A 26,311-nucleotide genomic window follows, 5' to 3' on the forward strand; every position below is an offset into this window, starting at 1 on the left:
CCGGCTGGCCTGACTGGCGGCATCGGCGCTGGTCATTGCTCCCTGCTTGCGCGGGGATGAAGCCTGGAGGGGTAGTCGTGCTTACCGTCGGCCTGACTGGCGGAATCGGCGCCGGCAAGAGCGAAGTGTCCCGGCTGCTCGTCTCGTACGGAGCCGTCCTCGTCGACGCCGACCGGATCGCCCGCGAGGTGGTGGAGCCCGGCACGCCCGGGCTCGCGGCCGTCGTCGAGGAGTTCGGTCCGGAGATCCTCACCCCGCAGGGCACGCTCGACCGGCCCAAGCTCGGCTCGATCGTCTTCGCCGATCCCGCGCGCCTCGCCGCCCTCAACGCCATCGTCCATCCGCTCGTCGGCGCCCGTTCCGCCGAGCTGGAGGGCCAGGCCGGCCCCGACGACGTCGTCGTCCATGACGTCCCCCTCCTCACCGAGAACGGCCTCGCGTCCCTCTACGACCTGGTCGTCGTCGTGGACGCTGCCCCGGAGACCCAGCTCGACCGGCTGGTCCGGCAGCGAGGGATGACCGAGGACGAGGCCCGGGCCCGGATGGCGGCGCAGTCCACCCGCGCCCAGCGCCGTGCCGTCGCCGACCTCCTCATCGACAACGACGGCCCCCTGGAGGCGCTGGAGCCCCAGGTGCGCAAGGTGTGGGAGGAGCTCCGGCAGCGCGCGGCGGGCAACTCCTAGCGGCGGCAAGGGGTTCGGCGCGGTTCCGGCGCGTCCCGAGTCCGGCGACGGGGGTAGGGATGGGGTCCGCGAGGAAATACCCCACCAGGGGGTGGTGCTCCGCGGAATGCGGTCGCCGTGCCCGCTGTTGAACTGCCGGAGCGAGGGAAGGAAGCCGCCGTGCCCGAGAGGAACCCGGAGACCCACGTCATCGACTTCCGCGCCGCCGAGCACCTGCTCGCCGCGCGGGACCCGAGAGGCGCGGTCAAGCTGCTCGACTCGGTGATCGCCGCCCACCCGGAGAACACAGCGGCCCGGCTGCTGCGCGCCCGCGCCTTCTTCGCCGCCGCGCAACTCCGTCCCGCCGAGCTGGAGTTCGAGCTGGTCCTGGAGCGGGAGCCGGACAACGCGTTCGCCCACTTCGCGCTCGCCCGCACCTACCAGCGCTCCGGCCGCGACGAGCAGGCCACCCGCCACTTCCGGCTCGCCGCCGCGCTCGACCCCAAGCCGGAGTACCTGGAAGCGGCCCGCTTCGGACCGGCCGACCCCGGCTCGCCGGAGGAGTAGACCCGGCGCCACGGCCCGCTGCTCCGATCCGCTCCCACCGCCGTCGCCGGATGACCCGCCGCCCGCGCCCCACAGCCGCAGCCGCCCCGGCCCCCGGCCCCCTCGGTTCACGGCCGCGGACCGGCCCCCGTCCCCGGCCGCCGTCCCCTGCCGCCGTGGTCCGGCTCGTACGGAGGGATGTCACGTCCCGGCTGCCAGTGCGGGCCCTGCCGGAGGTGGTGCGTCACCATGCCCAGGTCCACGGCGGCCACCACGAACAGCACCGCGCAGGCGGCCGCCCAGCCCGGCCGCTCGACCAGGGAGAACACGGTCGTCCCGAAGGCGGCCCAGAGCAGGCCCCACAGGCTCAGCCAGAAACGCAGCCGCAGCGCGCTGCGCGCGGTCGCCGGTTCACTGCCCGTACGCATGAGATCGCATCTCCCGGGTCAGGGATCCCCCGAGGGCACATCCAGCATCTACCCGCGACGCACCATCCGAAAAGGCCCGAGAAGACCCGAGAAAGCCCAAGAAGGCCCGAAGACCCACCGGGGCCCGACGAGAGGACGTGAGAGGGCATGAGCGAAGACGGGGATCACGGCACCGACCCCATGCGCCACGGCCACCAGGGCACCGGGCCCGGGCCGATCACCCCCGACGGCTGCGCCGTCGAGCTGTACCGGCGGCTGTCGGTCGGCAGCGAACCCGACGTCATCGCGGCCGCCGTGCCGGCCGGCGCCGCGCTCCTGGAGCTGGGCAGCGGCGCGGGCCGGGTGACCGTGCCGCTCGCCGAACGCGGCTTCGCGGTGACGGCCGTGGACGAGTCGGCGGAGATGCTCGCCGCGGTCCGCGAGCGCGCCCCGGGCGTCGAGACCGTCCGCAGCCCCATCGAGACGCTGGACCTGCCGCGCAGGTTCGACGCGGTCGTGCTCGGCTCGTTCCTCGTGCACACCGCCGACCACCGGACCCGGCAGGCCCTCCTGGAGACCTGCCGTCGCCATGTGAAGGACGACGGCCGCGTCCTGATCCAGCGCGAGGGCGCTGACTGGCACCTGGACGTGCCGCGCGAGCGCCACGACCCGGGCGGCTACACCGTACGGATCGTGTCGGCGGAACCGGTCGGCGACGGCGTGAACTCGGTCCACGCCGAGTACGTCTTCCCGGACGCGCGCTGGACCCAGACCTTCCTGTCCCGGCCGCTGACCCGCGAGGATTTCGAAGGCCATCTCGCCGAGGCCGGGCTCGCCGTCGACGCCGCTCTGACCGACGACGGCACATGGGTGCTCGCCCGCCCCGTGGCCGCGCCGGGGAGGCCGCGCTGACCCGGGTCAGTGGACGACGCTGTAGCTGCGCCAGGGCGGCGTGCCCGGCACGATCTCGTTGCCGCTCCGGCTGGGCAGGTAGATGTTGTGCTCACCCGTGCAGTCGCGGGTCCGGTAGAGCCTGAGGTCCAGCATCGACGCGTTCTCGATCTTCGTCACCCCCGACGGCGCCAGCCGGTGGCAGCCGTTCACCGAGGGGCTGGTGACCGTCACCGCGAGCTCGCGTCCGGTCTCGTACGAGATCGTGCCCACCGCGCTGCGGCCGAGCCCGGAGCAGCCCGCGACGGCGAAGGTGAGCAGGACGGTCCCGGTGGCGATGGTGAGACGCCGGTGAACGGACATGCGGAATCCTCATCTGTCGGGGCAGGTCGGTGCGGGCCGAGCGGGTCGGGCGGGCGGGCACGGGCGGGAAGCCTGTTGCCCGCCACCCTGCCCCCTCCCGCGCGGCCTGTCACGTACGGCTGGGCCGCCCGGGGGAAGGCGCCGCGAGGGGCATTGTCAGACCTCACCCGTAAGGTCGGAGATCCAGTCGGAATCCGTCGCGGACCGGGAGGTGAGCAGCGCCGTGACCCACACCTGGAGCGCCCTGTGCGGTCTCGCGGCCGTCTTCGTGCCGGCCGCCCTGCCCCGCGAGGGCCGTGTCGCCTTCTGGGCCCCGGACGGCGGCCCGCTGCCCGGAGCCGGAGCCGGAGCCGGAGCCGGAGCCGGGATTGGGGCCGCGCCGTCCGCCGGACCGGACGCCCGGCCCGGCGCGGACGGCGCGGGCGCACTGCCCGGCTCCGCCGAGCACGGCGAGCTGACCGTCGTGCGGCGGCACGGCACGGGAGCGCGCAGCCGGACCGTGCCCGCCGTGATCCTGCCCGTCGCCGACGCCCTGCCCGCCCTGGTCGCCGCCCGCCGGCATCCGGCGGCGCACCCTGCCGCCGCCTGCTGGGGCGCCGCCGCCCTGCACGCGCTCCAGCTCGTCGCCCGGGCCCGGCTCCTTCCCGGCCTCACCGCCGACGACCACGACGCCTGGCGGGCCGGACCGCTCGACGCCGAGGACATCGCGCATCTGCGGGGGATCGCCGCCGCCATGCCGTACGAGGCCCACGCCACGCCCGTGCCCGGCCGCGGCCCGCTGCGGCTGCCCGAGCCGGAGGCGCTGGTGCGGGCCTTCCTCGACGCCGTCGCCGACACCCTGCCCCGCACTCCGGCCGCGCCGCACGCCGTCGGCGCGCCGTTCGCCGCCCGCGAGCCCCACCGGCTGCCCCGCGCGCGTGCCTGGGCCGCCGAGGCCGCCGCCGGCATGGACGCCGGGGTGCGGGTCTCGCTGCGCCTCGATCTTTCCGCCCACGAGCTCTTCGACATCTCCGAGCCCGCCGAAGGAGTGGACGACGGCGGCGTCGAGCGGCGGCAGGCCGCGGCCGCCCTCCTCCAGGTGCACAGCCTCGCCGACCCCACCCTCGTCATCGACGCCGCCGCCCTCTGGGCCGGGGACGGCGACGAGCACTTCGGCCCCCGCGCCCGGATCGACGCCGTCCTCGCCCTGCGCCGTGCCGCCCGCGTCTGGCCGCCCCTCGGCCGCCTGCTCGAACGGGAGGTGCCCGACACCCTCGCGCTCTCCGAGGACGAGCTGTACGAGCTGCTGGGCCCCGCCGCCGCCCGGCTCGCCGACGCCGGGGTCGTCGTCCACTGGCCCCGCGACCTCGCCCGCTCGCTGACCGCCTCCGCCGTCGTCCGCCCCGCCCGCACCGCGCCCGGCTCCGCGACCGACGGCAGCGGCTTCCTCGACAGCGTCGAACTCCTCCGCTTCAACTGGCAGCTCGCCCTCGACGGCGACCCGCTCACCACCCGCGAGATGGACGCCCTCGCCGAGGCCCACCGGCCCGTGGTGCGCCTGCGCGACCAGTGGGTCGTCGTCGACCCGGACCTCGTCCGCAAGGCCCGCAAGCGCGAACTCGGCCTCCTCGAACCGGTCGACGCGCTCGCCGTCGCCCTCACCGGCACCGCCGACATCGACGGCGAGACCGTCCCCGCCGTCCCCGTCGGTGCCCTCGCCACCCTCCGGGACCGGCTCCTCGCCGGCCCCGAGGACATCCCGCCGCCGCCCGGACTCGACGCCACCCTGCGCGACTACCAGCTCCGCGGCCTCGCCTGGCTCGACCTCATGACCTCCCTCGGCCTCGGCGGCTGCCTCGCCGACGACATGGGCCTCGGCAAGACCGTCACCCTCATCGCCCTGCACCTGCGCCGCGCCCACCGCCACCCCACCCTCGTCGTCTGCCCGGCCTCGCTCCTCGGCAACTGGCAGCGGGAGATCCAGCGCTTCGCACCCGGCGTTCCCGTCCGCCGCTTCCACGGCACCGGCCGCACCCTCGAAGGGCTCGACGGCGGCTTCGTCCTCACCACCTACGGCACCCTGCGCACCAGCGCGCCCCGGCTCGCCGAGCAGCGGTGGGGCATGGTCGTCGCCGACGAGGCCCAGCACGTCAAGAACCCCTTCTCCGCGACCGCCAAGGCACTGCGCACGCTCCCCGCCCCCGCCCGCGTCGCGCTCACCGGCACCCCCGTGGAGAACAACCTCTCCGAGCTGTGGGCGCTCCTCGACTGGACCACCCCCGGCCTCCTCGGCCCCCTGAAGGCGTTCCGCGCCCGGCACGCCCGCGCCGTCGAGAACAGCGAGGAGCTCGACAACCAGGAGGCCGTCGAGCGCCTCGCCCGACTCGTCCGGCCGTTCCTGCTGCGCCGCCGCAAGTCCGACCCCGGGATCGTCCCCGAGCTGCCGCCCAAGACCGAGTCCGACCACCCCGTCCCCCTCACCCGCGAACAGGCGTCGCTCTACGAGGCGGTGGTGCGCGAGACCATGGCGCAGATCGAGGGCGCCGAAGGCATGGCCCGCCGCGGACTGATCATGAAGCTGCTCACCGCGCTCAAGCAGATCTGCAACCACCCCGCCCAGTACCTCAAGGAAGCGGCCGAACAGGCCCCGCAGGGCACCCGGCCGGACGCGGCCGGGACCCGCGCCCCACGGCTCGCCGGCCGCTCCGGCAAGCTCGCCCTCCTCGACGAACTGCTCGACACGATCCTGGCCGAGGACGGCTCCGTCCTCGTCTTCACCCAGTACGTGTCGATGGCGCGGCTCCTCGCCGACCACCTCGCCGGCCGGGGCATCCCCGCCCAACTGCTGCACGGCGGCACGCCCGTCGCCGAGCGCGAGCGGATGGTCGACCGCTTCCAGAACGGCGAGGTCCCCGTCTTCCTGCTCTCCCTGAAGGCCGCGGGCACCGGCCTCAACCTCACCCGGGCCGGCCATGTCGTCCACTACGACCGCTGGTGGAACCCGGCCGTCGAGGAACAGGCCACCGACCGCGCCTACCGCATCGGCCAGACCCAGCCGGTCCAGGTCCACCGGCTGATCGCCGAGGGCACGGTGGAGGACAGCATCGCCGAGATGCTGCGCGCCAAGCGGGCCCTCGCCGACGCCGTCCTCGGCTCCGGCGAGGCCGCCCTCACCGAGCTCACCGACCGCGAACTGGCCGACCTGGTCTCGCTGAGGAGGCCCGCATGACCCCCCGCCTCCCCGGCCGTCCCGCGCCCCGGGCCGGCGCCCTGCCCCGCCACGACGACCGGCGCCGCACCTTCCCCCAGCTCGCCCCGCACACGGCGCCCGACGGACGCTTCGCCGCCACCTGGTGGGGCAACGCCTGGGTGGACGCCCTGGAGGACACCGCCCTCGACCCGGCCCGGCTCGCCCGCGGCAAGGCGTACGCCCAGCGCGGCCACGTCGACGCCATCACCGTCACCCCCGGCCGCGTCGTCGCCTACGTCCACGGCAGCCGCCCCCGCCCGTACCGCACCGAGATCCGGCTGCGGACCCTCGGCGACGACGACTGGGAGCGGGTCCTCGACGAGGCCGCAGCCCGGCCCGAGCACATCGCCGCCCTTCTCGACAAGGACGTCCCGCACGCCCTGGAGGCCGTCACCGGCCTCCTGCCCGCGCCCGGCGACCTCGTCCCCGACTGCTCCTGCCCCGACGACGGCTACCCCTGCAAACACGCCGCCGCCCTCTGCTACCAGTCCGCCCGCCTCCTCGACGAAGACCCCTTCGTCCTCTTCCTGATGCGCGGTCGCGGCGAACAGGAGATCCTCGCCGCCCTCACCCGCCGCAACGCCACCCGCGCCGCCGCCGAGCGCACCGGCAGCGGCCCGGCGGCCGGCCCCGACCTGCCGAGCGTCCCGGCCCGCACCGTGCTCGCCCCCACCACCGGCCACACCCTCCCGCCCCTGCCGCCGCCCCTGCCCGCACCCGCGCATCCCGGCCGCCCCGCCGTCTTCCCCGCCGACCCCGACGCGCCCGACCCGCTCGCCCTCGACCTCCTCGCCACCGAGGCCGCCGCCCGCGCCCACGCCTTCCTCACCACCGGACACGACCCGGTCGCCGCCCTCACCCCCTGGCAGGACGCGGTACGGCTGGCCGCCGCGCACCCCGGCTCCGGCCTCACCGCCTCCACCCGCGCTCTCTACCGCGACCTCGCCCACGCCCTGGACCGCACCCCGACCGACCTCGCCCGCGCCGTCGCCGCCTGGCGCCAGGGCGGACCCGCCGGACTCGCCGTGCTGGAAGAGCCCTGGGACCCGCCCGCCGGCCCCTTCGACCGGGCCAGACCCGCCCTGCTCGCCGCCGACCTCCCCGCCTTCCGCCCCTGGCGCAACCAGCTGTCCACCCGCACCCTCCAGCTCCGCCTCGGCCGCGACGGGCTCTGGTACGGGTACGAGTCGGACGCCGACCGCGAGGACTGGTGGCCGCGCGGCACCCCGGACGCCGACCCGGTGGGAGTGATCACCGACCTGCTCGGCAGGTGACCGATAGGCTGGACGCGGACGCACGGAGCTTCGAAGGGGGCCTGGTGGAAGCCGAGTTGGTGGCACTGGCGACGACGGGGGCGACCGCCCTCGTACAGCAGATGGTGAGCGACGGCTGGGAGCGGGCCCGCACCCGGATCGCCGCGTACTTCGCGGCGCGCTCCGGCGCCGACGAGGAGGCGGTGGGCGCCGAACTCCAGGCCGCCCGCGACGAGGTGCTCCGCGCCCAGCAGAGCGGCGACGCGGAGGCGGCGGCCGAGGCCCGGGGCGAGGCCCAGGTCGAGTGGCGGGCCCGGATGCGGCGCAGCCTGCTGGCGGACCCCGAGTCGGCGGCGGAACTGCGCGCGATCCTGGACGAGCTGGGCGGCGAGCAGAGCGCCACCCTCATCGTCAACAACACCGTCAACGGGGGGAGTCACGGCCTCTTCATCCAGGCCGGCACCGTAGGCCGGATGACCGCCCACCAGACGGGCGGCACCGGCGGCACCGCCGGGAGCGACACCCGGGACGGCTCCCGGTCATGACCCGCGACCCCGTCGTGCGCAACGACGTCGGCGGCACCGTCCACGGAACCGTCGTCCAGGCCGGGCGGATCGACACGCTCACCGTGGCGGCCGTCGTCCCGGCGATCGTCCCGGGCAGCCCGCCACCCCGGTTACTCCCGCCCGCCACCCGCCACTTCACCGACCGCCGCGACGCACTCGACCGGCTCACCGCCCTCCTGGACGGCGCCGAGGACGACCCGGCTCCCCGCGTGGTCCTGCTCACCGGAACCGGCGGCATCGGCAAATCCGCCACCGCGCTCCACTTCGCGGCCCGCCTGCGCGACCGCTTCGACGGCGGCCAGCTCCATGCCGACCTGCGCGGCGACGCCACCGCCACGGCCGCCACACCCTCCGCGATCCTCGTCCGCTTCCTGCGGGCCCTCGGCGTCGCCCCGCAGTACGTGCCGGCCGACGAACAGGAGCAGATCGACTGGTTCCGCACGCTCACCGCGGACCGCCGGCTGCTCACCGTGCTCGACAACGCGCACTCGGCCGCCCAGGTGCTCCCGCTGCTGCCGACCGGCCCCGGCTCGCTCACCCTGGTCACCAGCCGCCGCCGGCTCGACGGCCTGACCCGCGAGACCGGCGCCCACCGCCTCGCCCTCACCCCGCTCGGCCCCGCCGACTCCGCGCTCCTCCTCACCCGGCTGTCCGGCCGCGACGGCACCCACGCCCGCACCGGCGCGGCAGCCGTCGCCCGGCGCTGCGGCGGCCTCCCGCTCGCCCTCTGCATGGCCGGCGAGCGGCTCGCCGTGCGGACCCATCTCACCTGGCAGCAGCTGGAGCGCGACATGGCCACGCCGGCGGCGGACGCCCACGGCACCGGCGGCGCCGAGGGCCGCGACCCCGTCACCGCCGGTGCCGACACCTCCTACCAGGACCTCACGCCCGACGCGGCCCGGCTGTACCGGCTCGGCGGACTGCGCCGCTGGTCCGGGCTCACCGCGCCCGCCGCCGCCGCGCTGGCCGAGGTCACGGCCGAGCGGGCCGCCGAGCTCCTGGAGGAGCTGGCCTCGCTCCACCTCGTGGAGGAGTACGAGTCCGGCCGCTACCGCTACCACGACCTGCTCCGCGCCCATGCCGAGCGCCGCGCCCTGGAGACCGACGGGCCCGGCCGGTCCGCCGCGGCCGTCGGGCGGCTGCTGCGCCACCACCTGGCCATGGCCGCCGCCGCGGACGCCCGCGTCATGCCCGGCCGCTGGCGCCTCGGCCCCGTCTACGACCGGCTGCCCGAGGGCCCCGGCGTCCCCGCCACCCCGGGCGCCGCGACCGACTGGCAGCTCGCCGAGCGGGAGAACCTCGTCGAGGCCGTGCGGACCGCCGACGCGTACGGACTAGACGACCTCACCTGGCAGCTCTGCGAGGCGCTCTGGAGCCTGTTCTTCCGGCAGGGCTTCCACGAGGAGTGGATCGCGACCCACCGCCTCGGCATCGCGGCCGTCACCCGCTGCCCCGCGCCGCCCGGCGCCGAGGGCCGCATGCACACCCAGCTCGGCTTCGCCTTCCACCAGCTCGGCCGGTACGCCGAGGCCGAGGCGGCCTTCATCGCCGCCGCCGAGGCCGACCGGCGCGCCGCCTTCCGTACGGGAGAGGCGACGGCACGGGAATCCATCGGCCTGGTCCGGCTCGCCCAGGGCCGCCACGAGGAGGCCGCCGACTCCTTCCGCACCGCCGGGACGCTCACCGAGGACCCCCGCGCCCGCGCGCTCCTCGCCCACCACCTGGGCCGTGCCCTCTCCGGTCAGGGCCGGCACGCGGACGCCGTCGCCACCCTGGAGCGGGCCCGGGAGCTGATGGCCGCGCTGCCCGACCCGTACAACGAGGCCCGCGTGCTCACCAGCCTCGGCGAGGCGGCCCTCGCGGCCGGCGACCGCGAGCGCGCCGCCCGGGTCCTCGCCGACGCGGCCGAGCGGATGGCCGGTGAGCGGGTCCCGGTCCAGGAGGCGGCCCTCGCGGCGCTGCGTGCCCGGGCCGCGGCGACCACGCAGGAGCGCCGGAGCTTCCTGACCGACGCGATCGAGCGGTACGAGCGCCTCGGCGCACCCCAGGCGGCCGCTCTGCGCGCCGAACGGGAGGCGCTCAGGTAGCGGGCCGTACGGCGACCCGGTGGCGCGTCGCGCCCGTCGCCACGACGAGGACACCGGCGGCGGCGAGCTCCGACAGCGGCCGTCCGCTCGCGCGCCAGGCGTGGACGGCCGAGGCGTACGCGAACGGGTCGCAGGGGTCAGGGAAGCCGTCCGGGCGGGGGAGCGCGGTCAGTTCGAGGGCCGTGCCGTCCCGGTCGCGGACCAGACAGCGGCCCGGGCCCGTGGCGACGGCGGCGAGCGCGGTGTACGGGCGCTGGGCGAGGAGCTCCGCGGCGCGCGGGCCCGGCGGCTCGCCGGCCCGGCCGGGGTCGGTGACGACGTCCGCGAGCGCGAGCCGCCCCTCGTCGGCGGTGCCGTCGTCGACGACCGTGTGCGCGTCCTCCGCCACGGGGACCTCCGGCTCGGCGACCGGATCGGCGTAACGCGTGACCGCGACCTCGGGCGGGCCGCCCGGGGCGTCCCGGACCGTGGTGAGGACCCGGACCGGAACGGTCACCCGCGGGTTCTCCGTCCCTTCGGGGACGGGAAGCGACGGCAGCCGGGCCGGGCGTGCGGGCTCGGGAAGGGCGAGCAGACGGTGGAACAGTGTCCGCAGCAGCTCTGCCGACGCGCCGGGGTCCGAGGTCACCGCCGCCGCGAACCCGTCGTGACGCCCCGGCACATGACCGTCGATCACCGTGTCCAGCCGGGCCCGCAGCGGAGTTCCCGGACGCAGCGCGGGAGCGGCCCGGCCGAGCGCGGCGACGGGGGAGGCCGGGTCGAGTTCGTCGTGGGGGAAGGTCCCGAGCAGCACCGGCAGGCCGAGGGCCGCGGCGTAGTAGGTGACGGAGCCGTGGTCGCCGATGACGCAGTCGGCCGCCGCGACGGCCTGCCGCCAGTGGTCGAGCGGGTCGACGAGGAGGACTCCGGAGTCGGCGGCCCGGCGCAGCCAGGCGCGGACCCGGCCGGGCCCGTGCCCGTACCAGATGTTGGGGTGCAGCACCGCGCACAGCCGGTACTCGTCCACCGGCAGCGTCTCCGTCAACTCCCGCAGGAGGGCCGGGAAGGCGTCCGAGCCGGCGAGGGAGGCGCGGCCCCAGGTGGAGTTCAGGACGACGAGCCGGCGCCCGTCACCGGCCCCGAACGCCCGCCGCAGCGCCGGGCGGCGGCGGCGGAGGGCGAGCATCCGGTCGAAGCAGGGGTCACCGGCGAGTACGGCGGTCCCGGCGGCCTCGGGGCAGGCGCGCCGCAGCCGGTCGAGCTGTTCGGGATGGGAGAGCACGGTCGCCGCGGCGAGCGGCTTGCCCTCGTGGAGCAGCCACTGCGGGTCCATGCCGAAGACGGGAGCACCGCCGTTCCCGCCCCACGCCCCGAGCCCGGTGTCCGGTGTCCGGTGTCCGGTGTCCGGTGTCGCCAGCCTCTTATTGTATCCGGCGCCATGTGAGAGGATGGTCAACTTCCCCTGGAACGCCTGGAGTTCTCCGCCGTAGCTCGCGCTGACCGCGAGGTCGACGGCTCCGCTCGCGGCCAGCTCCTTCGCCTGCTCCCACGGCACCACCGGCAGGCCGGCCCGGTCGAGCAGCTCAGGCACCCCGGCCAGGAACGGCGAGGAACCCGTACAGGTCGCGAGCGTCTGCAGGTCGAGGGCGTCGTCGAAGAGCGGCAGCACGTCGAGCAGCCGGGTGGCCGAGGTGACGTTGTGGACGACGAACAGCACCGTACGAGCGGGCTCCCTGGTCCGCCAGCGCGCCGCGTCCCGGCCCACCGGCACCCGCAGCCACTCCCGCCCCACGGACACCTCGTCCCCTCCGGACTTCCTCCGGGCCTCGTCCGCGCCCTCTCCCGGCCCGCTCCGGTCACCCGCGTGTCACCGTAACCCACTGCCAACAACCGACGCCGGGACATGATCCGCCCCGTTCACACTCCCTCGATGGAGTGAAACACGTCGGGCTGCGGATCCGGGCACGTCATGGATGGCGTTATTTCGGGTACGGGCGAGTGCCCGTGAAGACATCCGGAAGGCAGGAAGCCATGAGGCAGATTCGCCGAAGTGGTCTGGCCACACTGTTGGTCACCGGTGGCGCGCTGGCGCTCTCGGCGGGCGCCGCCCACGCCGACTCCGCGGCACAGGGTGCCGCCGTCGGCTCGCCGGGGGTCGGCTCCGGCAACGCGGTTCAGCTGCCGGTGCACGTCCCCGTGAACGTCTGCGGGAACACCGTCAACGTCGTCGGACTGCTCAACCCCGCGGCCGGCAACAGCTGTGCCAACCGCTCCACCGAGTCCGCGGGCGGCGACTCCGCGGACAGCGGACCGGCCCACAAGGACCTGCCGGGCACCCCGCGCGACACCGGATCCGGCAGCGGGACGCGCGGCGGCGGCGCGTCCAACGGCGGCGGGGCCACCGCCGAGAGCCACACCGCGGGCTCCCCGGGCGTGCTCTCCGGCAACGGCCTGCAGCTGCCGATCGACCTGCCCGTGAACCTCAGCGGCAACTCGGTCAACGTCGTCGGCATCGGCAACGCCGCCACCGGCAACACCTCGGTCAACGAGTCCCAGGAGGAGTGCGAGCACCCCGAGATCCCGACCCCTCGCCCGCCGGCCCCGGAGCCCCAGGTGCCCGCCAAGAGCACCGGCGGGCACCTGCCGGCCCCGCGCCCGCACTCCGAGCCGGTTTCGCTCGCCAGCACCGGATCGGACTCCCTCGGCTTCGCCGCCCCGGCGAGCGCCGCGCTGCTCCTCGGCGGGGCGCTGCTCTACCGCAGGGCCCGGCGCGCGTCGGCCGACCAGGGCTGAGCCGGCCGGCCGGGGCGTCCCACCAGGGCTGCCCCGGCGCCCTTGGCTCCGCCGTCATCCCGCCGTACGGCCCGCGCGTCGGACAGGGCTGAGTTCAGGGCGCCGCGTCGCCGCGCCCCTCAGCCCGCACGCCAGGCCCGGAGGACCGTCTCGATGGCGGGCGCGACTCTCGCCCGGGCCTGGTGCCGTGGCACCCCGGTCATGAGCAGCGAGTCGTAGTCGGTGTCGACATGCCGGACGGCGGCCCGCACCGCTGCCGCGACCGCGCCCGGGTCGAGCGCCCGGCCGGCGGCCGTGCGGCCCACCCGCCCGCTGCCCTTGGCCGAGGCGTGGGCGGCGATCTCCGCCGCCCGGTCGGCCGGGCAGCCCGGGAAGCGCCGCAGGATCTCCGCCTCCAGGGTCGCGGTGATCTCCGCGTCCCGCTCCGCTCGGCGCGCCGCGTCCCTGGCCCGGCGCCGCGCCCGCGCCTCGGCGTCCGCGAGGCAGGCCGCCTCCGCCCGGACCAGCGCCCGCTCCTCGACGAGCAGGCCCTGGCGCTCGTAGCGGGTGCGCCGCCGGTTGTGCCGTACCACCACCGCCCACAGCGAACTGCCCTCGCGGGCCCGGCGGGTGAGGGCGGTGTCGCCGCGGCGCAGGAAGACGAGATGGCCGAGATCGGCGCAGTCCAGGCAGACCGGCGCGTTGAACTCGACGATCATCCGCTCCAGCGGCCCCTGGTGGCACTCCGAGCAGCGGCGCCGTCTGAGCGGTTCGACCACGACCGGGGCGACGAGATCCACGACGGTCTTCTACCCGTACGGGGCGCGGCCGATGCCCCGGCGTGAACCCGGCGCGGGCCGGGTGCCCCGGTCGCGTACGCCGGGGCGCGCACAGTCCGTTGACGCACGCCCCTCGTGCCGGTTCGCGCTCAGCGCACGCCCGGCGCGGCCGCCGCGACGAACACGGCCAGGGCTTCCTTCGCCTCGTCGGAGCGCCGTGTGCGCTCGGCGTCGTCCGCGGCCTCGTGCATGCAGTGGGTCACCTGGAACGCGGCCTCGGCGAGCTGCCGCACGCGCGCGTCGTCGCAGATGAGCTGCACCCGGAAGAGCGCCTGCCGGGCGGTGGTGCGCTGCCGGTACGAGGCGAACCGCGACTGCTCCGCCTCCTCCGAGCCGGGATCCAGGTGGGCCTTGAACCAGCGGTCGTTCTGACTCTGCCGGTAGTCCACGACGGCGCCCGCGAAGGCGCTGTAGGTCGAGATGCGCTCCTGGCGCAGCTGCTCGGTCCGGGCGAGCGAGGCCGTGCGCTCTGCGGCCCGGCCCTGGAACCAATGGGTGGCGACGACTCCCAGCAGGGTTCCGACGACGGCTATCAGGGCCGCATCCATGACGCTTCCGCTCCTCCCTCGTGACGACCGTTCTCCTGCGACGATCCGTCAGATCATCGCAGGAGGGAGGTAATCCGAGGGCGGCTACTGGCGGTATCCGGCGAGGAAGCGGCCGATGCGGCTGATCGCGGCGTCCAGATCGTCCACGTACGGCAGCGTGAGGATGCGGAAGTGGTCGTGGCGCGGCCAGTTGAAGCCGGTGCCCTGCACGACCTGGATCTTCTCGCGCAGCAGCAGGTCGAGGACGAACTTCTCGTCGTCGTGGATCGGGTACACCGCCGGATCGAGGCGCGGGAAGGCGTACAGCGCGCCCTTCGGCTTGACGCAGGAGACGCCGGGGATCTCGTTGAGCTTCTCCCAGGCCCGGTCGCGCTGTTCGCGCAGCCGGCCGCCCGGTGCGGTCAGCTCGTGGATGGACTGCCGGCCGCCGAGCGCGGCCTGGATGGCGTACTGCGCGGGCGCGTTGGGGCACAGCCGCATGGAGGCCAGCATGTCCAGGCCCTCCAGATAGCTCTTGGCGTGCTCCTTGGGGCCGGTGACGACCAGCCAGCCGGAGCGGAACCCGGCCACCCGGTACGTCTTGGACAGGCCGCCGAAGGTGAGCACGACGAGGTCGGGGGCGAGCGAGGCGGCCGGGTAGTGGACGGCGTCGTCGTAGACGATCTGGTCGTAGATCTCGTCGGCGAAGACCATCAGGCCGTGGCGCCGGGCGAGGTCGAGGATGCCCTCGACGATCTCCTTCGGATAGGCCGCGCCCGTGGGGTTGTTGGGGTTGATGACGACGACGGCACGGGTCCGGTCGGTGATCTTCGACGCCATGTCGTCGAGGTCCGGGTACCAGTCGGCCGACTCGTCGCACAGGTAGTGCACCGGCTTGCCGCCGGCGAGCGTCACCACGGCGGTCCACAGCGGGTAGTCGGGGGCCGGGATGAGGACCTCGTCGCCGTCCTCCAGGAGGGCCTGGGTGGCCATGGAGATGAGCTCGGAGACGCCGTTGCCGAGGTAGATGTCGTCGACGTCGACGTCCGGCAGGCCCATCGACTGGCAGCGCTGGGCGACCGCGCGACGGGCGGAGAGGATGCCGCGGGAGTCGGTGTAGCCGTGCGCCTTGGGAAGCATCCGGATCATGTCCTGGACGATCTCCTCGGGCGCCTCGAAGCCGAAGAGCGCGGGGTTGCCGGTGTTGAGGCGGAGCACGCTGTGGCCCGCCTCCTCCAGGGCGTTGGCGTGCTCGATGACCGGGCCGCGGATCTCGTAGCAGACCTCGCTGAGCTTGCTCGACTGCCGGAACTCCATGTGCCGACCTCCCCAGAAGTGTTGATGCTTGGTTTTACCAAGTTCGAGCTTGGAAAGTCCAACAACATGTCTAGACTGCGTCGCATGCCAGCTCAGTCAGCACAGTCACGTCCGCCGCGGCAGGCCCGCCGCCGAAGCTACGACCAGTACTGCGCCGCAGCCCGCGCCCTCGACGCGGTCGGGGACCGCTGGACGCTGCTGATCGTCCGTGAGCTCCTCGCCGGACCGCGCCGCTACACCGATCTGCACGCCGATCTCCCGGGCGTCAGCACCGACATGCTCGCCGGCCGGCTCAAGGACATGGAGGGCGCCGAACTCGTCACCCGCCGCCGTCTGCCGCCCCCCGCCTCGGCGTACGTGTACGAGCTCACCGACCGCGGCCGCGGCCTGCTCCCGGTCCTGCGTGCCCTCGCCGCCTGGGGTGCGCCCGCCCTCGACGAGCCCCGGCCGACCGACGCCGTCCGCGCCCACTGGTTCGCGATCCCGCTCCTCGGCGTCCTGGAGGGGCTCGGCGCGAAGGTCGTCCAGGTCACCCTGGACGAGGGGGAGTTCCACGTACGGGCCGGCGACGGCGGGCGGGGTTCGTCCGAGGGCGTCGCCTACGGGGACGGGCCGGCGGCCGACGCGGACGTACGGCTGCGCACGGACGCGGCGACCTGCCGGGCCCTGGTAGCCGGTGAACTGACGCTAGCGGAGGCGGTCGAGTCGGGCCGCGTCGAACTCCGGGAACCGGCCGAGGTCCCCGTTCCCTGAGCGTTCTACGTGGCCTGTCCGCTGCCCGAGGGCGCGCCGGCGGCGGTCGGCGATCCCGCCCCGGCCCGCGCGGCGGACGCGGCCGGCCGAGCTCGTCCGTGGGAGGCCAGGGCGGCGGCGAGCCGGTCCCTGGCCTCCGTCTGCGCCGCGATCCGCGCGTCGAGGACCGCGAGCCGTTCACGGGCGATCGCGAGACCGCGCGGGGAGGGCTCCGCCGCGGGCACGTGCCCGTCGAGGCAGGCCGCGAACGCCGCCACGTCCTCCAACGTCAGCCCCGCGCCCAGCAGATATCGGATATTGGATACACGAACCACCGCGCCCTCGTCGTACACCCGGTATCCGTTGTCCGCGCGCACCGACGAGATCAGCCCCGCCTCCTCGTAGTGGCGCAGGGCGCGCGCCGTCGTCCCCGTCCGCCGCGCCAGCTCACCGATGCGCAAGGACCCCACCTCCCCGCGCAGTCGTATCACGTCGCCTCACGCCACGAGAGCACCTCCGTCGACCGACAGCACGGTGCCCGTGACGAACCCGGCCTCCGGCGACGCCAGCGCCTCGATCGCCCACGCCACCTCCTCCGGACGGCCGACCCGCGCCAGCGGCGTGTGCGCCAGCTGCCACTCCCGCACCGCGGCGCGCTGCTCCGGCGTGAGCCCCCGGTGCTCACCGATCGGCGTGTCGACCGCCCCGGGCGCCACCGCGACCACCCGGATCCCGCGCGGCGCCAGCTCGAGGGCCCAGCTGCGGGTCAGCGTCTCCAGGGCGCTCTTCGTCGCCGGATACACCGAGTTGCCCGGCCAGCCGCGCTGCCCGACCGCCGTCGTCACGTTCACGACCACCCCGCTCGCCGCCGCCAGTGGCTCCAGCGCGGCCTGGGTGAGCAGCACCGGGGCGACGAGATTCGTCTCCAGCAGCGGGCCGATCACCTCCCGGCCGAGCGAACCGAGCGGACCGCCGGTCGCGATCCCCGCGTTGTTGACCAGCACGTCGAGCCGCCCGTACGCCGCCACGGCCGCGCCGACGATCTCCTCGGGCGCGCCGGGCGCGGTGACGTCCGCGACCAGCGGCCGGATGCCCGGACACCCCGCCGCCGTCTCGTCGAGCGGCTCCGGCCTGCGTCCCACGGCGAGGACGGTGGCGCCCCGGCGTGCGAAGGCGCGTGCGGTGGCGCGGCCGATGCCGGTGCCGGCGCCGGTGACCACGACGACGCGGTGCTTGTTCTGCTCCTGCTTGCTGACGTTCATGGGGAGATCGTCGAACCCTGCCGCCAGCGGCAAGGTCAAGCCGGGATCCGGGATCCGGGATCACGGATCAGGGATCCGGGATCACGCATATTGGATCCGACGTCCGGGATCCAATATTCGGATCCAACGTCCCGGATCCACGACCGTGGAGGTTGGATCCGACATCCATCATCCGGCGTCCAAACTCCAGCATCCGATGTCCGGGATCCATGCGGCAGGATGGGACGGATGCGATTCCAAGCGATCACCTGGGAGCGGCTCGCCGACACCGTCGCCGACCGCGTCGACCGGGCCGCGCCCGGCGACGGCGGCGACTGGCTCAAGGTCGGCATCGACGGTGCCCCCGCCGCCCCCGGCGCGGAGTTCGCCGAGCGGGTCGCCGACGTGCTGCGGCTGCGCGGCCGGTCCGTGCTCGTGGTCGGCACCGGCGGGTTTCTGCGTCCGGCGTCGCTGCGCTTCGAGTACGGGAAGCAGGACCCCGACGCGTACTACGACGGCTGGTTCGACACCGGCGCGCTGTGGCGGGAGGTGTTCGGTCCGCTGGAGCCGGGTGGCAGCGGGCGGGTGCTGCCCGACCTGTGGGACCCCGTCACCGACCGGGCCACCCGCAGCCCCGCCGTACCGCTGCCGCCCGGCGGGGTCCTCGTGCTCCACGGCCCGTTCCTGCTCGGCCACTGGTTCCCCTTCGACGTGAAGGTCCATCTGCGGCTCTCGCCCGGCGCGCTGGCCCGGCGCACCGAGGAGCCGTGGGCCCTGCCCGCCTTCGCGCGTTACGAGCAGGAGGTCGGCCCGGCCGACGCCGCCGACGCCGTCGTGCGCGTGGACGACCCGCGCCGGCCGGCCTGGACGGGCTTCAGGCAGTAGCGGGCCGCCCGCCCACCCCGGTCACGGCCACAGCACCGGCCCGGCAGCCCGCGGCGGCCGCGTGGCCAGGGTCCGCGCCCGCGAGACGGGCGGCCAGGAAGGCGCCGGTGAAGGCGTCCCCCGCGCCCGTGGAGTCCACCGGGCGGACCGGCGGGGCCGGGACCCGGGCGGTCACGCGGCCGTCGGCGGCGACGACCGCGCCTTCGGCGCCCAGGGTGACGGCGACCAGCGGGAAGCGGCGGCTGAGGTCGGCCGCCGCGTGGAGCGGGTCGGTGCGGCCGGTGAGGAGGCGGGCCTCGTCCGCGTTCGGCAGCAGGCACTCCGCGCCGGCCACGGCCGCGAGGAAGGACTCCGGGCCCAGTTCCTTCAGGAAGCCTGCCGAGGCCGGGTCCACGCTCACCGGCACACCCGCCGCCCGCGCGTCCCGCAGCACCCGCCCGGCCGTCTCCCGGCTCGCGGCGGCGAAGAACAGATACCCGGACAGGTGCACCCGGGCGGCCCCGGCCAGCAGCTCCGGCGCCCAGTCGTGGGGCGCGAGCCGCAGCGCCGCCCCGCTGTCCGTCAGGAACGTGCGCTCCGCGTCCGGACCCACCAGCGCGATCACCGCCGCCGTGGGCGCCTGCGGATCCCGGACGAGCAGCGGTCGTACGCCCGCCCGGCGCAGCTCCCCGGCGTGCCACGCCAGCGCGTCGGCGCCGACCCGCGCGAGGATCCGCACGTCCGCGCAGCCCGAACGCGCGGCCCAGCACGCCACGTTCGCCCCGGCGCCGCCCGGCAGCGTGCGGATCTCCGCCGCCGTGTCGGTCGCGGGCGCGAGCGGCGTACGGTGCCGGGCGACGACGTCCGTGACGACGTCGCCGACGACCAGCAGCGCGCCCGGCCCGGTCACGGGCGGTCGCGGTAGGCGGCCGCGATCCGTGCCGCGAGCCGTACGTTGCCCCGCACCGCCGCCAGGTTCGCCTCCAGCGACGCCCCGTCCGTGTGCACCATCAGATAGTCGAGCAGGAACGGGGTCACGGCCTGCCCCGTGATGCCCTTCTCGCGCGCCGCCGCGAGCCCCTGCGCGAGCACCCGGTCGTGCAGCTCCGGATCCAGCTGCCGATCGGCGGCGACCGGGTTCCCGACGATCAGCGCCGCGCGCGGCCCGCCCAGCTCGTCCTGGGCCCGCATCACCCGCGCCACGCCCTGCGGGGTCCGTACCGTCCAGTCCACCGGCTCGCCCGAGGACGACAGATAGAAGCCGGGGAACCGGTCCGTGCCGAAACCGACGACCGTCACCCCCAGCGTCTCCAGACGCTGCAGCGTCGCCGGCACGTCGAGGATCGACTTCACGCCCGCGCACACCACCGTGATCCCGACCCGGGCGAGCAGCCTCAGATCCGCGGACTCGTCCTGCGTCTCGGTCCACTCCCGGTGCACTCCACCGAGCCCGCCGGTCGCGAACACCCGCAGGCCGGCGGAGTCGGCGAGCCAGGCCGTCGCCGAGACCGTCGTCGCGCCCGTCGCCCCGGCCGCGAGCGCCGGCGCCAGATCGCGGTGGCCGAGCTTGCGCACCGACGGGTCGTCCGCGATCCGGGTCAGCGCCGCCTCGTCCAGGCCGATCCGGGCCGTGCCGTCGACCACCGCGATCGTGGCGGGCACCGCGCCGCCGTCGCGCACCAGGGCCTCCAGCTCGTGCGCCACGGCCAGGTTGCGCGGACGCGGCAGGCCGTGGGCGATGATCGTCGACTCGAGCGCGACCACGGGACGCCCCTCGTGGAGCGCCTCCCGGACCTCTTCGGACACCTGTGTGGGCATGTTCGATGTCTGGCGCACGGCCGCGTCCGGCAAACCTCGGCGGCGGACATCGGCCACGGCCGTCAGCCACAGCCCGGCAGCCGGGGCAGCCGGGCCGCGTCGACCGTCTGGATCACGGTCCGCGCACCGTCCGCCTTGGCGTCGCCGAGGCTGTACGCGAGCGCCAGACCGGTTCCGGAGGCCGCGGCGTACCCGTACGCGGGCGTGATCGCCGTGTACGCGCGCGAGCCCGGGTCGAGCGCGTACGAGGTCTCCGGTGTGCGCCAGACGACCAGGCGCCCGGCGATCCGCAGCTGGTCCATGCCGTCCGCGGCGGGCGCGCCGGCCACGGCGGCCGTCGGACGGGCCTCGCCCGCGCGCCACACCATCAGGCGGGGCGCGCTCTCGCCCGCCACCCACGCCCAGGTCCTGCCGTCGGAGACGAGAGCGCGCACCTCGCGCAGCCCGGCGACCGGCGCGGGCAGCGCCGCCGGGCGCCCGTCGGCCGGCGAGACGGCCGTCAGCCGGGTCTCGCCGCCGAACGCCTCGCGCCACACCAGGAGCCCGCCCGCGGCGAACGGTGTGTCGAGCACGCCCGTGTGCCACGCGCGCGCGTGCCCGCCGCCGGCCGGCGCGGCGAAGACGGTGGCCTTGCCGGAGCCGGTGCCCTGCGCCCACATCACGGTGCCGTCGTGGACGACCGGGCGGGGGAGCGGGCCCGGCCGGTCGGCGTGGGCGAGCCGCCGTGCCCGGCCGGTGGCCGCGTCCCACCCGTACAGGCTCCACGGGCTGTCCAGGGTCCGGCCTTCGAGGACCGCGAAGGCCCCCCACCGGCGGCCGTCGAAGTCGGCGGCGAGCAACTGGTGTTCGACCGGGTCGGTGAAGCTCAGCAGGGTGCGGGGCGCGGCCTCGCCCGCCCGGACCAGGACCGCCCGGCGCCCGTCCGCGCCGCTGAGCTGGACGGCGGTCCACCCCGGGCCGGCGTCCGCCAGGACCGGACGCGACCCGGCCGGCGGCCGGTACGCGCCCGCGGCGAAGGCGTGGCGCCACGCGGCGGGCAGCGGTACCTCGCAGGCCGGCCCGGCCGCCCGCGCCGTCGTCCGTACGGGCCCGTCCGCGCCGCCGTCCGTCGTGCAGCCCGTGACGAGGGCGCCCGTCAGGACCGACAGGAGGGCGCCCACGCGGAACAGGGAGCGGCGGTACCTACCAGACGTAGCCACGGCCGCCCATGATGGTGGTGAGGGTGTCGGAGGAGATGTGCGCGGACCTCGGGACCGATCCCGCCCACGAGATGACGCTGGTGCTCACTCCGCCGACCGGATCCAGGTAGTCGACCTCACCGGCCGCCGTGTCGGTGTTGTAGCCGTCGATGGTCACCCAGTGGAAGATCTCGACGTTGGGGTGACCCACGAGATGCGGTCCGCCCGGTACCTCCCAGGCGTTGCCCGCGATGGCGTAGTCGTTGTCCGTGTTGTGGGTGATGTGCTGCCTGAAGGCGGTCTTGTCGGCGGCCGTCGGGGTGTACGGCAGTGCGTTGGGAACGTAACCGGCGCCCGGCAGGCGGTAGTTGAGCGCGTCGGCCATCGGGTAGCCGGTGGGGTTCGGCACGTTGATGTTGATCCCGTACCACGCCGTGCCCGAGGTGGTCGTCCTGAGCAGCGTCGCCGCGTCCTGCTGCGAGCGGCCGCCGACCTCGTCGTGGGCGGACTGGGTGATGACCAGGGTCGCCGGGCCGCACCAGTAGGAGGTCTGCTGGGACTGCTGGATGCCGCCGGACAGCTTGTACCCGGCGAGGACGCCCGAGGTCTGCGGGGCGCGCGCGTTCTCGTACGTTCTCGCCGCCTCGGTCTGCTTGGCGGCGGCCAGCCGGCGCTGGTCAGGGGTGAGCCGCTGCGGCCCGAGGGTGTCGTGGGCGGTCTTGTACGCGGCGCCCGGCGCGGGATCGGAGGCGGCCGTGGCGGTGGCCGCCGTGGCGGGGGCGGTCGTGGCGGCGGTCAGCAGGGCCGCCGCCGCGAGGACGGTCGCGCGGAGCGGGGTGGGGATGGCCGGCATCGCACTCTCCTGTCCGGAGTGGGGGAGACGTGGGGACTCGGGGGGAGTGGCCCGATGGGGAGTGTGACGCTCCAGGGCCCGTCTGTCAGGGGGCGTGACGCCGCTCCCGCGAGCATCATTGGGCCCACCAAAGGCGCCGCGTGCGACCAGCGGCGACCCCCGCCGTCGCCGTCCGCCGCGGCGCGGTTTTCAGCGCGCCGGAGCGGAAAACGCCCCTCCGCTTCCCTCCGGGTCGCCGAATCCGCCGACGCGCGGGCGTGCGCCCCGGCGGCTGCGGAATCGGTGCCCCGCGACCCCCTCGCGCGCCGGCGGTCCGCCGCTCCCGCCGTGCCCGCGCGGCAAACCCCTCCTGCGGATTCCGTCGCGTCCATGGACTGATGAAGTGCGCTGGTGGGGAGGTGAAACGGAGTCATTCATTCCATGCCGTCCCTGTGCCGGAACGGCCTTTGGGTCCCGCTACAGTCACCGCCCATGACCACTCACGAGCAGCCCTCCTTCGCCGTCCACATCCCCGACGCCGACCTCGAAGCCGAGCCCCTCGACCCCGCCCAGATCGTCTCGGGAACGCCCGAGGTGACCGGCAAGGTCCTGTGGGAGTCCGCCGACGGCAAGCAGATCCGCGGCATCTGGCAGATCACCCCCGGCGTCGTCACCGACACCGAGGCGAACGAGCTCTTCGTCGTCGTCAGCGGCCGTGCCACCGTCGAGGTCGAGGGGGGCGAGACCCTGGAGGTCGGCCCGGGTGACGCCTGCGTGCTGCGCGAGGGCGACCGCACCACCTGGACCGTCCACGAGACGCTGCGCAAGGCGTACCACATCAGCCTCTGAGCGATCGGGATCTGTGTTCGGGATCCAGCATCCGGGATCCAACCTCCGGGATCCAATGTCCGAGCTCCCGGATGTTGGATCCCGACGCGCCTCAGCCCCGACGCACTCCCGTCCGCACCGCGAGCACCGTCATCGGCACCAGCAGGCACGCTCCGGCCAGGTTCAGCCAGCCGTAGCCCGCCTGCGACACGATCAGACCGGCGGCGAGGCCACCGAGCCCGGCCGAGGTGTTCATGATGAAGTCGGAGAGTCCCTGGACGGCGGCGCGGGCGGCCTGGGGGACGGAGTCGGTGAGGAGCGCCGAGCCCGAGACGAGGCCGGCGGACCAGCCGAGACCGAGGACGAAGAGGCCGAGCGCTGTCTGGCCGTGGCTGGGGCCGGACGTTCCGGCGAGGAGCGCGGCCACGGAGATGAGCGCGACCGCGAGGCCGATGACCGAGAGGCGGCCGAGCCGGTCGGAGAGCCAGCCCATGACGGGCGAGAAGGCGTACATGCCGGCGATGTGACCGCTGATCACCAAACCGATCAGCCGGATGTCCGCGCCGTGGTGGCTGAGCGCGACCGGGGTCATCGACATGATCGACACCATCGCGGTGTGCGAGCCGGCGACGGTCACCAGGGCGAGCCGGGCGCGGGAGGACTCCCGTACGGCCCGCAGACCGGCCTTGAGGGAGCGGCTGTCGGCCGCCGCGGCATCCTCGGGGCCGGCGAGGGCGCGAGCGGTGAGCAGCGGGTCGGGACGCAGCAGCAGGGCGACCATGACGGCGGAGACGACGAACACGCCGGACGCCCAGACGAAGGGGCCGGCGGCGACGGGGATCCCGAGGCCGGCGACGCTCTCGCCCGCCGGGGCGGCGACGTTGGGACCGAGGACGGCGCCGATGGTGGTGGCCCACACGACGGTGGAGATGGCGCGGGCCCGGCGGTCGGGCTCGGCGAGGTCCGCGGCGGCGAACCGGGCCGCGAGGTTGGCCGAGGAGCCGGCCCCGAAGCCGACGAGGCCGAGGAGCAGCACGGGGAAGCTGCCGATGACGGCGCCGAGCACCGCGACTCCCGCGCCGAGCGCGCCGACCAGGTACGCGAGGACGAGTCCGGCACGCCGGCCGCGCCGGCCCATCAGCGAGGCGAGCGGCATCGCGAGCAGGGCGGGCCCGGCGACCGACGCCGTCGACGCGAGACCCGACAGCGCCTCCGTGCCGCTGACCTCCTTGGCGAGGACCGCGGCGAGGGCGACGCCGATGGCGATGCCGAGTCCGCCGAGGATCTGGGTGGCGATGAGTACGGCCTGGATGCGGCGCCGCAGCGCCGGGAGCCGCTCGGGGGAGACGGGGGCGGAGTCGGATATCGCGGTCGACAGTACGGCGTCAGGGGCGCTGGAGCTGTTGGTCACTTACGCATAGTGCCAGCGTTCCCACACTGTGGGAACGCCAGGGCGCCGAACGGCCCACCGCCCGACACGGAGCGCTCGGGCAGTCCTGCTCCGGCGACGCTCGTTCCGGCTCAGCAGCTCAGCAGCTCAGCAGCTCAGCAGCTCAGCAGCTCAGCGACCCACCGGCTCCGCGGCTCACCGGCTCAGAACAGCGGCTCCGGCAGCACGCCCTCCAGGGCGAGCAGCTTTCGCTTGGTCTCCAGACCGCCGCCGAAGCCCCCGATCCCGCCGTCGCTCTCGACCACCCGGTGGCACGGCACCACGACCGGCAGCGGATTGGATCCCATCGCAGCGCCGACGGCCTGCGCGGCCGACGGCTGCCCGACGCGGCGGGCCAGGTCCCCGTACGCCACCACCGTCCCGTACGGGACGCCGTCCGCCAGCTCGCGCAGCACCTGACGGTTGAATCCGGTCACCAGCGACCAGTCCAGCTTGACGTCGAAGCTCTGCAGGGTCCCGTCGAAGTACGCCCGGATCTGGCGTATCGGCTCGGCCAGCCGCCCTGACTCGCACCGCACCAGCTCCGCGCCGAGCCCGGCCGCGAGCCGCTCCAGGATGCGCTCCAGCACCCGCCCGTCGGCGTGGAAGTTCACGCTCACGAGGCCCCGGTCCGTCGCGGCGAGCAGCAGGGGACCGATGCCGCTCGGCACCACGGTCCACTCCACGCGCGCCGCGGGCCGCTCCGCCCCCGGCTTCTCCTGTCCCATGCCGATCACCATACGGCCCGGCACCGACACCCGGGGCGGGCAATTCCAGGACCGCATGGCCCAAGGACCTCGGCGGGCGCCATAATCCGTTAGCACTACTCAGCGGTACCGACTGTTTTCGGACGACGTTGCACCAGGGGTGGAGGACGGACGCTCATGCAGGGCACGGTCGACGGATTCAGCTACGGCCTGGTCACACCGGTGGCGGCCTTCCTCATGGCCTGCCTCGGCGGCGCGCTCGGACTGCGCTGCACCACCAGATCGCTGCGTCACCACGACAGCTTCAAGGCCGGCTGGCTCGCGCTCGGTGCCACCTCCATCGGCACCGGCATCTGGACCATGCACTTCATCGCCATGATCGGCTTCTCCGTCCAGCACGCGCCGATCAGCTACGACCGCCCCATCACCTTCGCCAGCCTCGCCGTCGCCATCGTCATGGTCGGCATCGGCATCTTCATCGTCGGCTACCGCGGAGCGACCCCGCTGACCCTGGTCACCGGCGGCACCATCACCGGCCTGGGCGTCGCCACCATGCACTACCTGGGCATGGCCGGGATGCGGCTGCACGGGCAGATCGAGTACGACACCCTCACCGTCGCCCTCTCCGTGGTCATCGCCGTCGTGGCCGCCACCTCCGCCCTCTGGGCGGCCGTCTCCGTGCACGGCTTCATGGCCAGCCTCGGCGCGAGCCTGGTCATGGGGCTCGCGGTCAGCGGCATGCACTACACCGCCATGGCGGCGGTCCACGTCGAACTGCACGACATGCCCGCCGCCGCCGGCGCCGGCGACAGCGCCACCTCGCTGCTGCTGCCCATGCTGGTCGGCCCCGGCGTCTTCCTGCTGCTCGCCGCCGTCGTGGTCATGTTCGACCCGCTGCTCGTCATGGGCGAGCCCGACTGGCAGCGGCCCACCGCCCGCGGCGGCTACCGCCACGGCGCGCCCGGCGTGCCCGTCCCGCGCCGCGTGCCGGCCTACGGCGAGCCCGCCTACCGTTCCTCCGCCCGCCCCGCGGCCCGCGGCGGCCGCCGGCCGGTGCACCGCGACGCCTACCGCTCGCAGGACTGGTGACGCGGGACCGGTGAAGCGGGACCCGTGACGCGGGAACCGGTGGAGCGGGACCGGCGACGCCGGACGGGTCGCGCGCGACAGGTGACGCGAAGGCCCGTGACGACCGGCCGCCCCGGGTCCCGCCCGGCGCCTCCCCGGCGATCACACCCCGGCTG

General features: G+C 75.1%; 26 protein-coding genes. 12 read left to right on the forward strand and 14 right to left on the reverse strand.

What is annotated here, in order from left to right:
- Nucleotides 1-77: 77 nt before the first annotated feature.
- Complete coding sequence (coaE, locus tag ACFYU9_RS30830) at nt 78-683, forward strand: dephospho-CoA kinase (protein WP_389346918.1); 606 nt, start codon at nt 78-80, stop codon at nt 681-683.
- Between the two features lie 159 nt (nt 684-842).
- Nucleotides 843-1,229: a tetratricopeptide repeat protein gene (locus tag ACFYU9_RS30835; RefSeq protein WP_389216481.1), complete on the forward strand. Its 387-nt coding sequence runs from the start codon at nt 843-845 to the stop codon at nt 1,227-1,229.
- 107 nt (nt 1,230-1,336) lie between these two features.
- On the opposite strand, the gene ACFYU9_RS30840 is transcribed toward ACFYU9_RS30835, so the two are convergent.
- Nucleotides 1,337-1,636, reverse strand: a complete 300-nt coding sequence (locus ACFYU9_RS30840) for a DUF6343 family protein (protein ID WP_389216484.1) — start codon at nt 1,634-1,636, stop codon at nt 1,337-1,339.
- Nucleotides 1,637-1,816: 180 nt separating this feature from the next.
- Here ACFYU9_RS30840 and ACFYU9_RS30845 point away from each other — a divergent pair, with 180 nt between their 5' ends.
- Nucleotides 1,817-2,527, forward strand: coding sequence for a class I SAM-dependent methyltransferase (locus tag ACFYU9_RS30845; RefSeq protein WP_389347066.1), 711 nt, complete (start codon nt 1,817-1,819; stop codon nt 2,525-2,527).
- A gap of 6 nt (nt 2,528-2,533) precedes the next feature.
- On the opposite strand, the gene ACFYU9_RS30850 is transcribed toward ACFYU9_RS30845, so the two are convergent.
- Nucleotides 2,534-2,869, reverse strand: a complete 336-nt coding sequence (locus ACFYU9_RS30850; protein WP_389216487.1) for a hypothetical protein — start codon at nt 2,867-2,869, stop codon at nt 2,534-2,536.
- Nucleotides 2,870-3,080: 211 nt separating this feature from the next.
- On the opposite strand from ACFYU9_RS30850, the gene ACFYU9_RS30855 reads away from it, so the two are divergent.
- From ACFYU9_RS30855 to ACFYU9_RS30870, 4 genes are read left to right on the forward strand one after another with little or no spacing between them, the layout of a single operon-like run.
- Nucleotides 3,081-6,077 (forward strand): DEAD/DEAH box helicase, encoded by a 2,997-nt coding sequence (locus ACFYU9_RS30855; protein WP_389346920.1) that lies wholly within the window; start codon nt 3,081-3,083, stop codon nt 6,075-6,077.
- A complete protein-coding gene (locus ACFYU9_RS30860) occupies nt 6,074-7,372 on the forward strand; it encodes an SWIM zinc finger family protein (RefSeq protein ID WP_389216492.1) in 1,299 nt (432 codons plus the stop codon). Before ACFYU9_RS30855 ends, ACFYU9_RS30860 begins: the two co-directional genes overlap by 4 nt.
- Nucleotides 7,373-7,416: 44 nt before the next feature.
- Entirely contained in the window at nt 7,417-7,896 is a 480-nt protein-coding gene (locus ACFYU9_RS30865; RefSeq protein ID WP_389216495.1) for a hypothetical protein, read from the forward strand.
- The gene (locus ACFYU9_RS30870; protein WP_389346922.1) at nt 7,893-10,004 is read left to right on the forward strand and encodes a tetratricopeptide repeat protein; all 2,112 of its coding nucleotides are present in this window, start codon (nt 7,893-7,895) and stop codon (nt 10,002-10,004) included. The genes ACFYU9_RS30865 and ACFYU9_RS30870 overlap by 4 nt, the downstream gene beginning before the upstream one ends.
- Here the strand turns inward: ACFYU9_RS30870 and ACFYU9_RS30875 are convergent.
- Nucleotides 9,997-11,781 (reverse strand): hypothetical protein, encoded by a 1,785-nt coding sequence (locus ACFYU9_RS30875; protein WP_389346925.1) that lies wholly within the window; start codon nt 11,779-11,781, stop codon nt 9,997-9,999. The genes ACFYU9_RS30870 and ACFYU9_RS30875 overlap by 8 nt on opposite strands.
- A 233-nt stretch (nt 11,782-12,014) precedes the next feature.
- On the opposite strand from ACFYU9_RS30875, the gene ACFYU9_RS30880 reads away from it, so the two are divergent.
- Nucleotides 12,015-12,776: a chaplin gene (locus tag ACFYU9_RS30880; protein ID WP_389216503.1), complete on the forward strand. Its 762-nt coding sequence runs from the start codon at nt 12,015-12,017 to the stop codon at nt 12,774-12,776.
- Nucleotides 12,777-12,895: 119 nt separating this feature from the next.
- Here the strand turns inward: ACFYU9_RS30880 and ACFYU9_RS30885 are convergent, their stop codons facing one another.
- The 3 genes from ACFYU9_RS30885 to ACFYU9_RS30895 form a co-directional block, all read right to left on the reverse strand.
- Nucleotides 12,896-13,555, reverse strand: coding sequence for a DUF2293 domain-containing protein (locus ACFYU9_RS30885; protein ID WP_389216506.1), 660 nt, complete (start codon nt 13,553-13,555; stop codon nt 12,896-12,898).
- 128 nt (nt 13,556-13,683) lie between these two features.
- The gene (locus ACFYU9_RS30890) at nt 13,684-14,142 is read right to left on the reverse strand and encodes a hypothetical protein (RefSeq protein WP_389216509.1); all 459 of its coding nucleotides are present in this window, start codon (nt 14,140-14,142) and stop codon (nt 13,684-13,686) included.
- Nucleotides 14,143-14,226: 84 nt separating this feature from the next.
- Complete coding sequence (locus ACFYU9_RS30895; protein ID WP_389346927.1) at nt 14,227-15,438, reverse strand: pyridoxal phosphate-dependent aminotransferase; 1,212 nt, start codon at nt 15,436-15,438, stop codon at nt 14,227-14,229.
- A gap of 84 nt (nt 15,439-15,522) precedes the next feature.
- Here ACFYU9_RS30895 and ACFYU9_RS30900 point away from each other — a divergent pair, with 84 nt between their 5' ends.
- Complete coding sequence (locus ACFYU9_RS30900) at nt 15,523-16,191, forward strand: winged helix-turn-helix transcriptional regulator (protein ID WP_389216515.1); 669 nt, start codon at nt 15,523-15,525, stop codon at nt 16,189-16,191.
- Between the two features lie 5 nt (nt 16,192-16,196).
- On the opposite strand, the gene ACFYU9_RS30905 is transcribed toward ACFYU9_RS30900, so the two are convergent.
- Entirely contained in the window at nt 16,197-16,631 is a 435-nt protein-coding gene (locus tag ACFYU9_RS30905) for a MerR family transcriptional regulator (RefSeq protein ID WP_389346929.1), read from the reverse strand.
- 36 nt (nt 16,632-16,667) lie between these two features.
- Nucleotides 16,668-17,432 (reverse strand): SDR family NAD(P)-dependent oxidoreductase, encoded by a 765-nt coding sequence (locus ACFYU9_RS30910; protein ID WP_389346931.1) that lies wholly within the window; start codon nt 17,430-17,432, stop codon nt 16,668-16,670.
- Nucleotides 17,433-17,660: 228 nt separating this feature from the next.
- On the opposite strand from ACFYU9_RS30910, the gene ACFYU9_RS30915 reads away from it, so the two are divergent.
- Complete coding sequence (locus ACFYU9_RS30915; protein WP_389346933.1) at nt 17,661-18,296, forward strand: uridine kinase; 636 nt, start codon at nt 17,661-17,663, stop codon at nt 18,294-18,296.
- On the opposite strand, the gene ACFYU9_RS30920 is transcribed toward ACFYU9_RS30915, so the two are convergent.
- The 4 genes from ACFYU9_RS30920 to ACFYU9_RS30935 form a co-directional block, all read right to left on the reverse strand.
- A complete protein-coding gene (locus ACFYU9_RS30920; RefSeq protein ID WP_389346935.1) occupies nt 18,286-19,185 on the reverse strand; it encodes a carbohydrate kinase family protein in 900 nt (299 codons plus the stop codon). The two genes, ACFYU9_RS30915 and ACFYU9_RS30920, sit on opposite strands and share 11 nt — an antisense overlap.
- A complete protein-coding gene (locus tag ACFYU9_RS30925) occupies nt 19,182-20,093 on the reverse strand; it encodes a pseudouridine-5'-phosphate glycosidase (protein WP_389346937.1) in 912 nt (303 codons plus the stop codon). Before ACFYU9_RS30925 ends, ACFYU9_RS30920 begins: the two co-directional genes overlap by 4 nt.
- Before the next feature lie 62 nt (nt 20,094-20,155).
- Nucleotides 20,156-21,292 (reverse strand): hypothetical protein, encoded by a 1,137-nt coding sequence (locus ACFYU9_RS30930; protein WP_389346939.1) that lies wholly within the window; start codon nt 21,290-21,292, stop codon nt 20,156-20,158.
- On the reverse strand, nt 21,276-22,124 hold the full coding sequence (locus ACFYU9_RS30935; protein ID WP_389346941.1) for a hypothetical protein: 849 nt from the start codon (nt 22,122-22,124) through the stop codon (nt 21,276-21,278). The genes ACFYU9_RS30930 and ACFYU9_RS30935 overlap by 17 nt, the downstream gene beginning before the upstream one ends.
- Before the next feature lie 471 nt (nt 22,125-22,595).
- Between ACFYU9_RS30935 and ACFYU9_RS30940 the strand changes: the two genes are divergently transcribed.
- Nucleotides 22,596-22,952, forward strand: coding sequence for a cupin domain-containing protein (locus tag ACFYU9_RS30940; protein ID WP_389216539.1), 357 nt, complete (start codon nt 22,596-22,598; stop codon nt 22,950-22,952).
- 91 nt (nt 22,953-23,043) lie between these two features.
- Here the strand turns inward: ACFYU9_RS30940 and ACFYU9_RS30945 are convergent, their stop codons facing one another.
- Together ACFYU9_RS30945 and ACFYU9_RS30950 are read right to left on the reverse strand one after the other, a co-directional pair.
- Nucleotides 23,044-24,309, reverse strand: coding sequence for an MFS transporter (locus tag ACFYU9_RS30945; RefSeq protein ID WP_389216993.1), 1,266 nt, complete (start codon nt 24,307-24,309; stop codon nt 23,044-23,046).
- A 215-nt stretch (nt 24,310-24,524) separates the two neighbouring features.
- Nucleotides 24,525-25,088, reverse strand: coding sequence for a methylated-DNA--[protein]-cysteine S-methyltransferase (locus ACFYU9_RS30950; RefSeq protein WP_389216542.1), 564 nt, complete (start codon nt 25,086-25,088; stop codon nt 24,525-24,527).
- A gap of 156 nt (nt 25,089-25,244) precedes the next feature.
- On the opposite strand from ACFYU9_RS30950, the gene ACFYU9_RS30955 reads away from it, so the two are divergent.
- The gene (locus ACFYU9_RS30955) at nt 25,245-26,156 is read left to right on the forward strand and encodes an MHYT domain-containing protein (protein ID WP_389346943.1); all 912 of its coding nucleotides are present in this window, start codon (nt 25,245-25,247) and stop codon (nt 26,154-26,156) included.
- Nucleotides 26,157-26,311 lie beyond the last annotated feature (155 nt).

Origin of the sequence: Streptomyces sp. NPDC004327 (assembly GCF_042873935.1) — a bacterium.
In the GTDB taxonomy this organism is placed as follows: domain Bacteria; phylum Actinomycetota; class Actinomycetes; order Streptomycetales; family Streptomycetaceae; genus Streptomyces.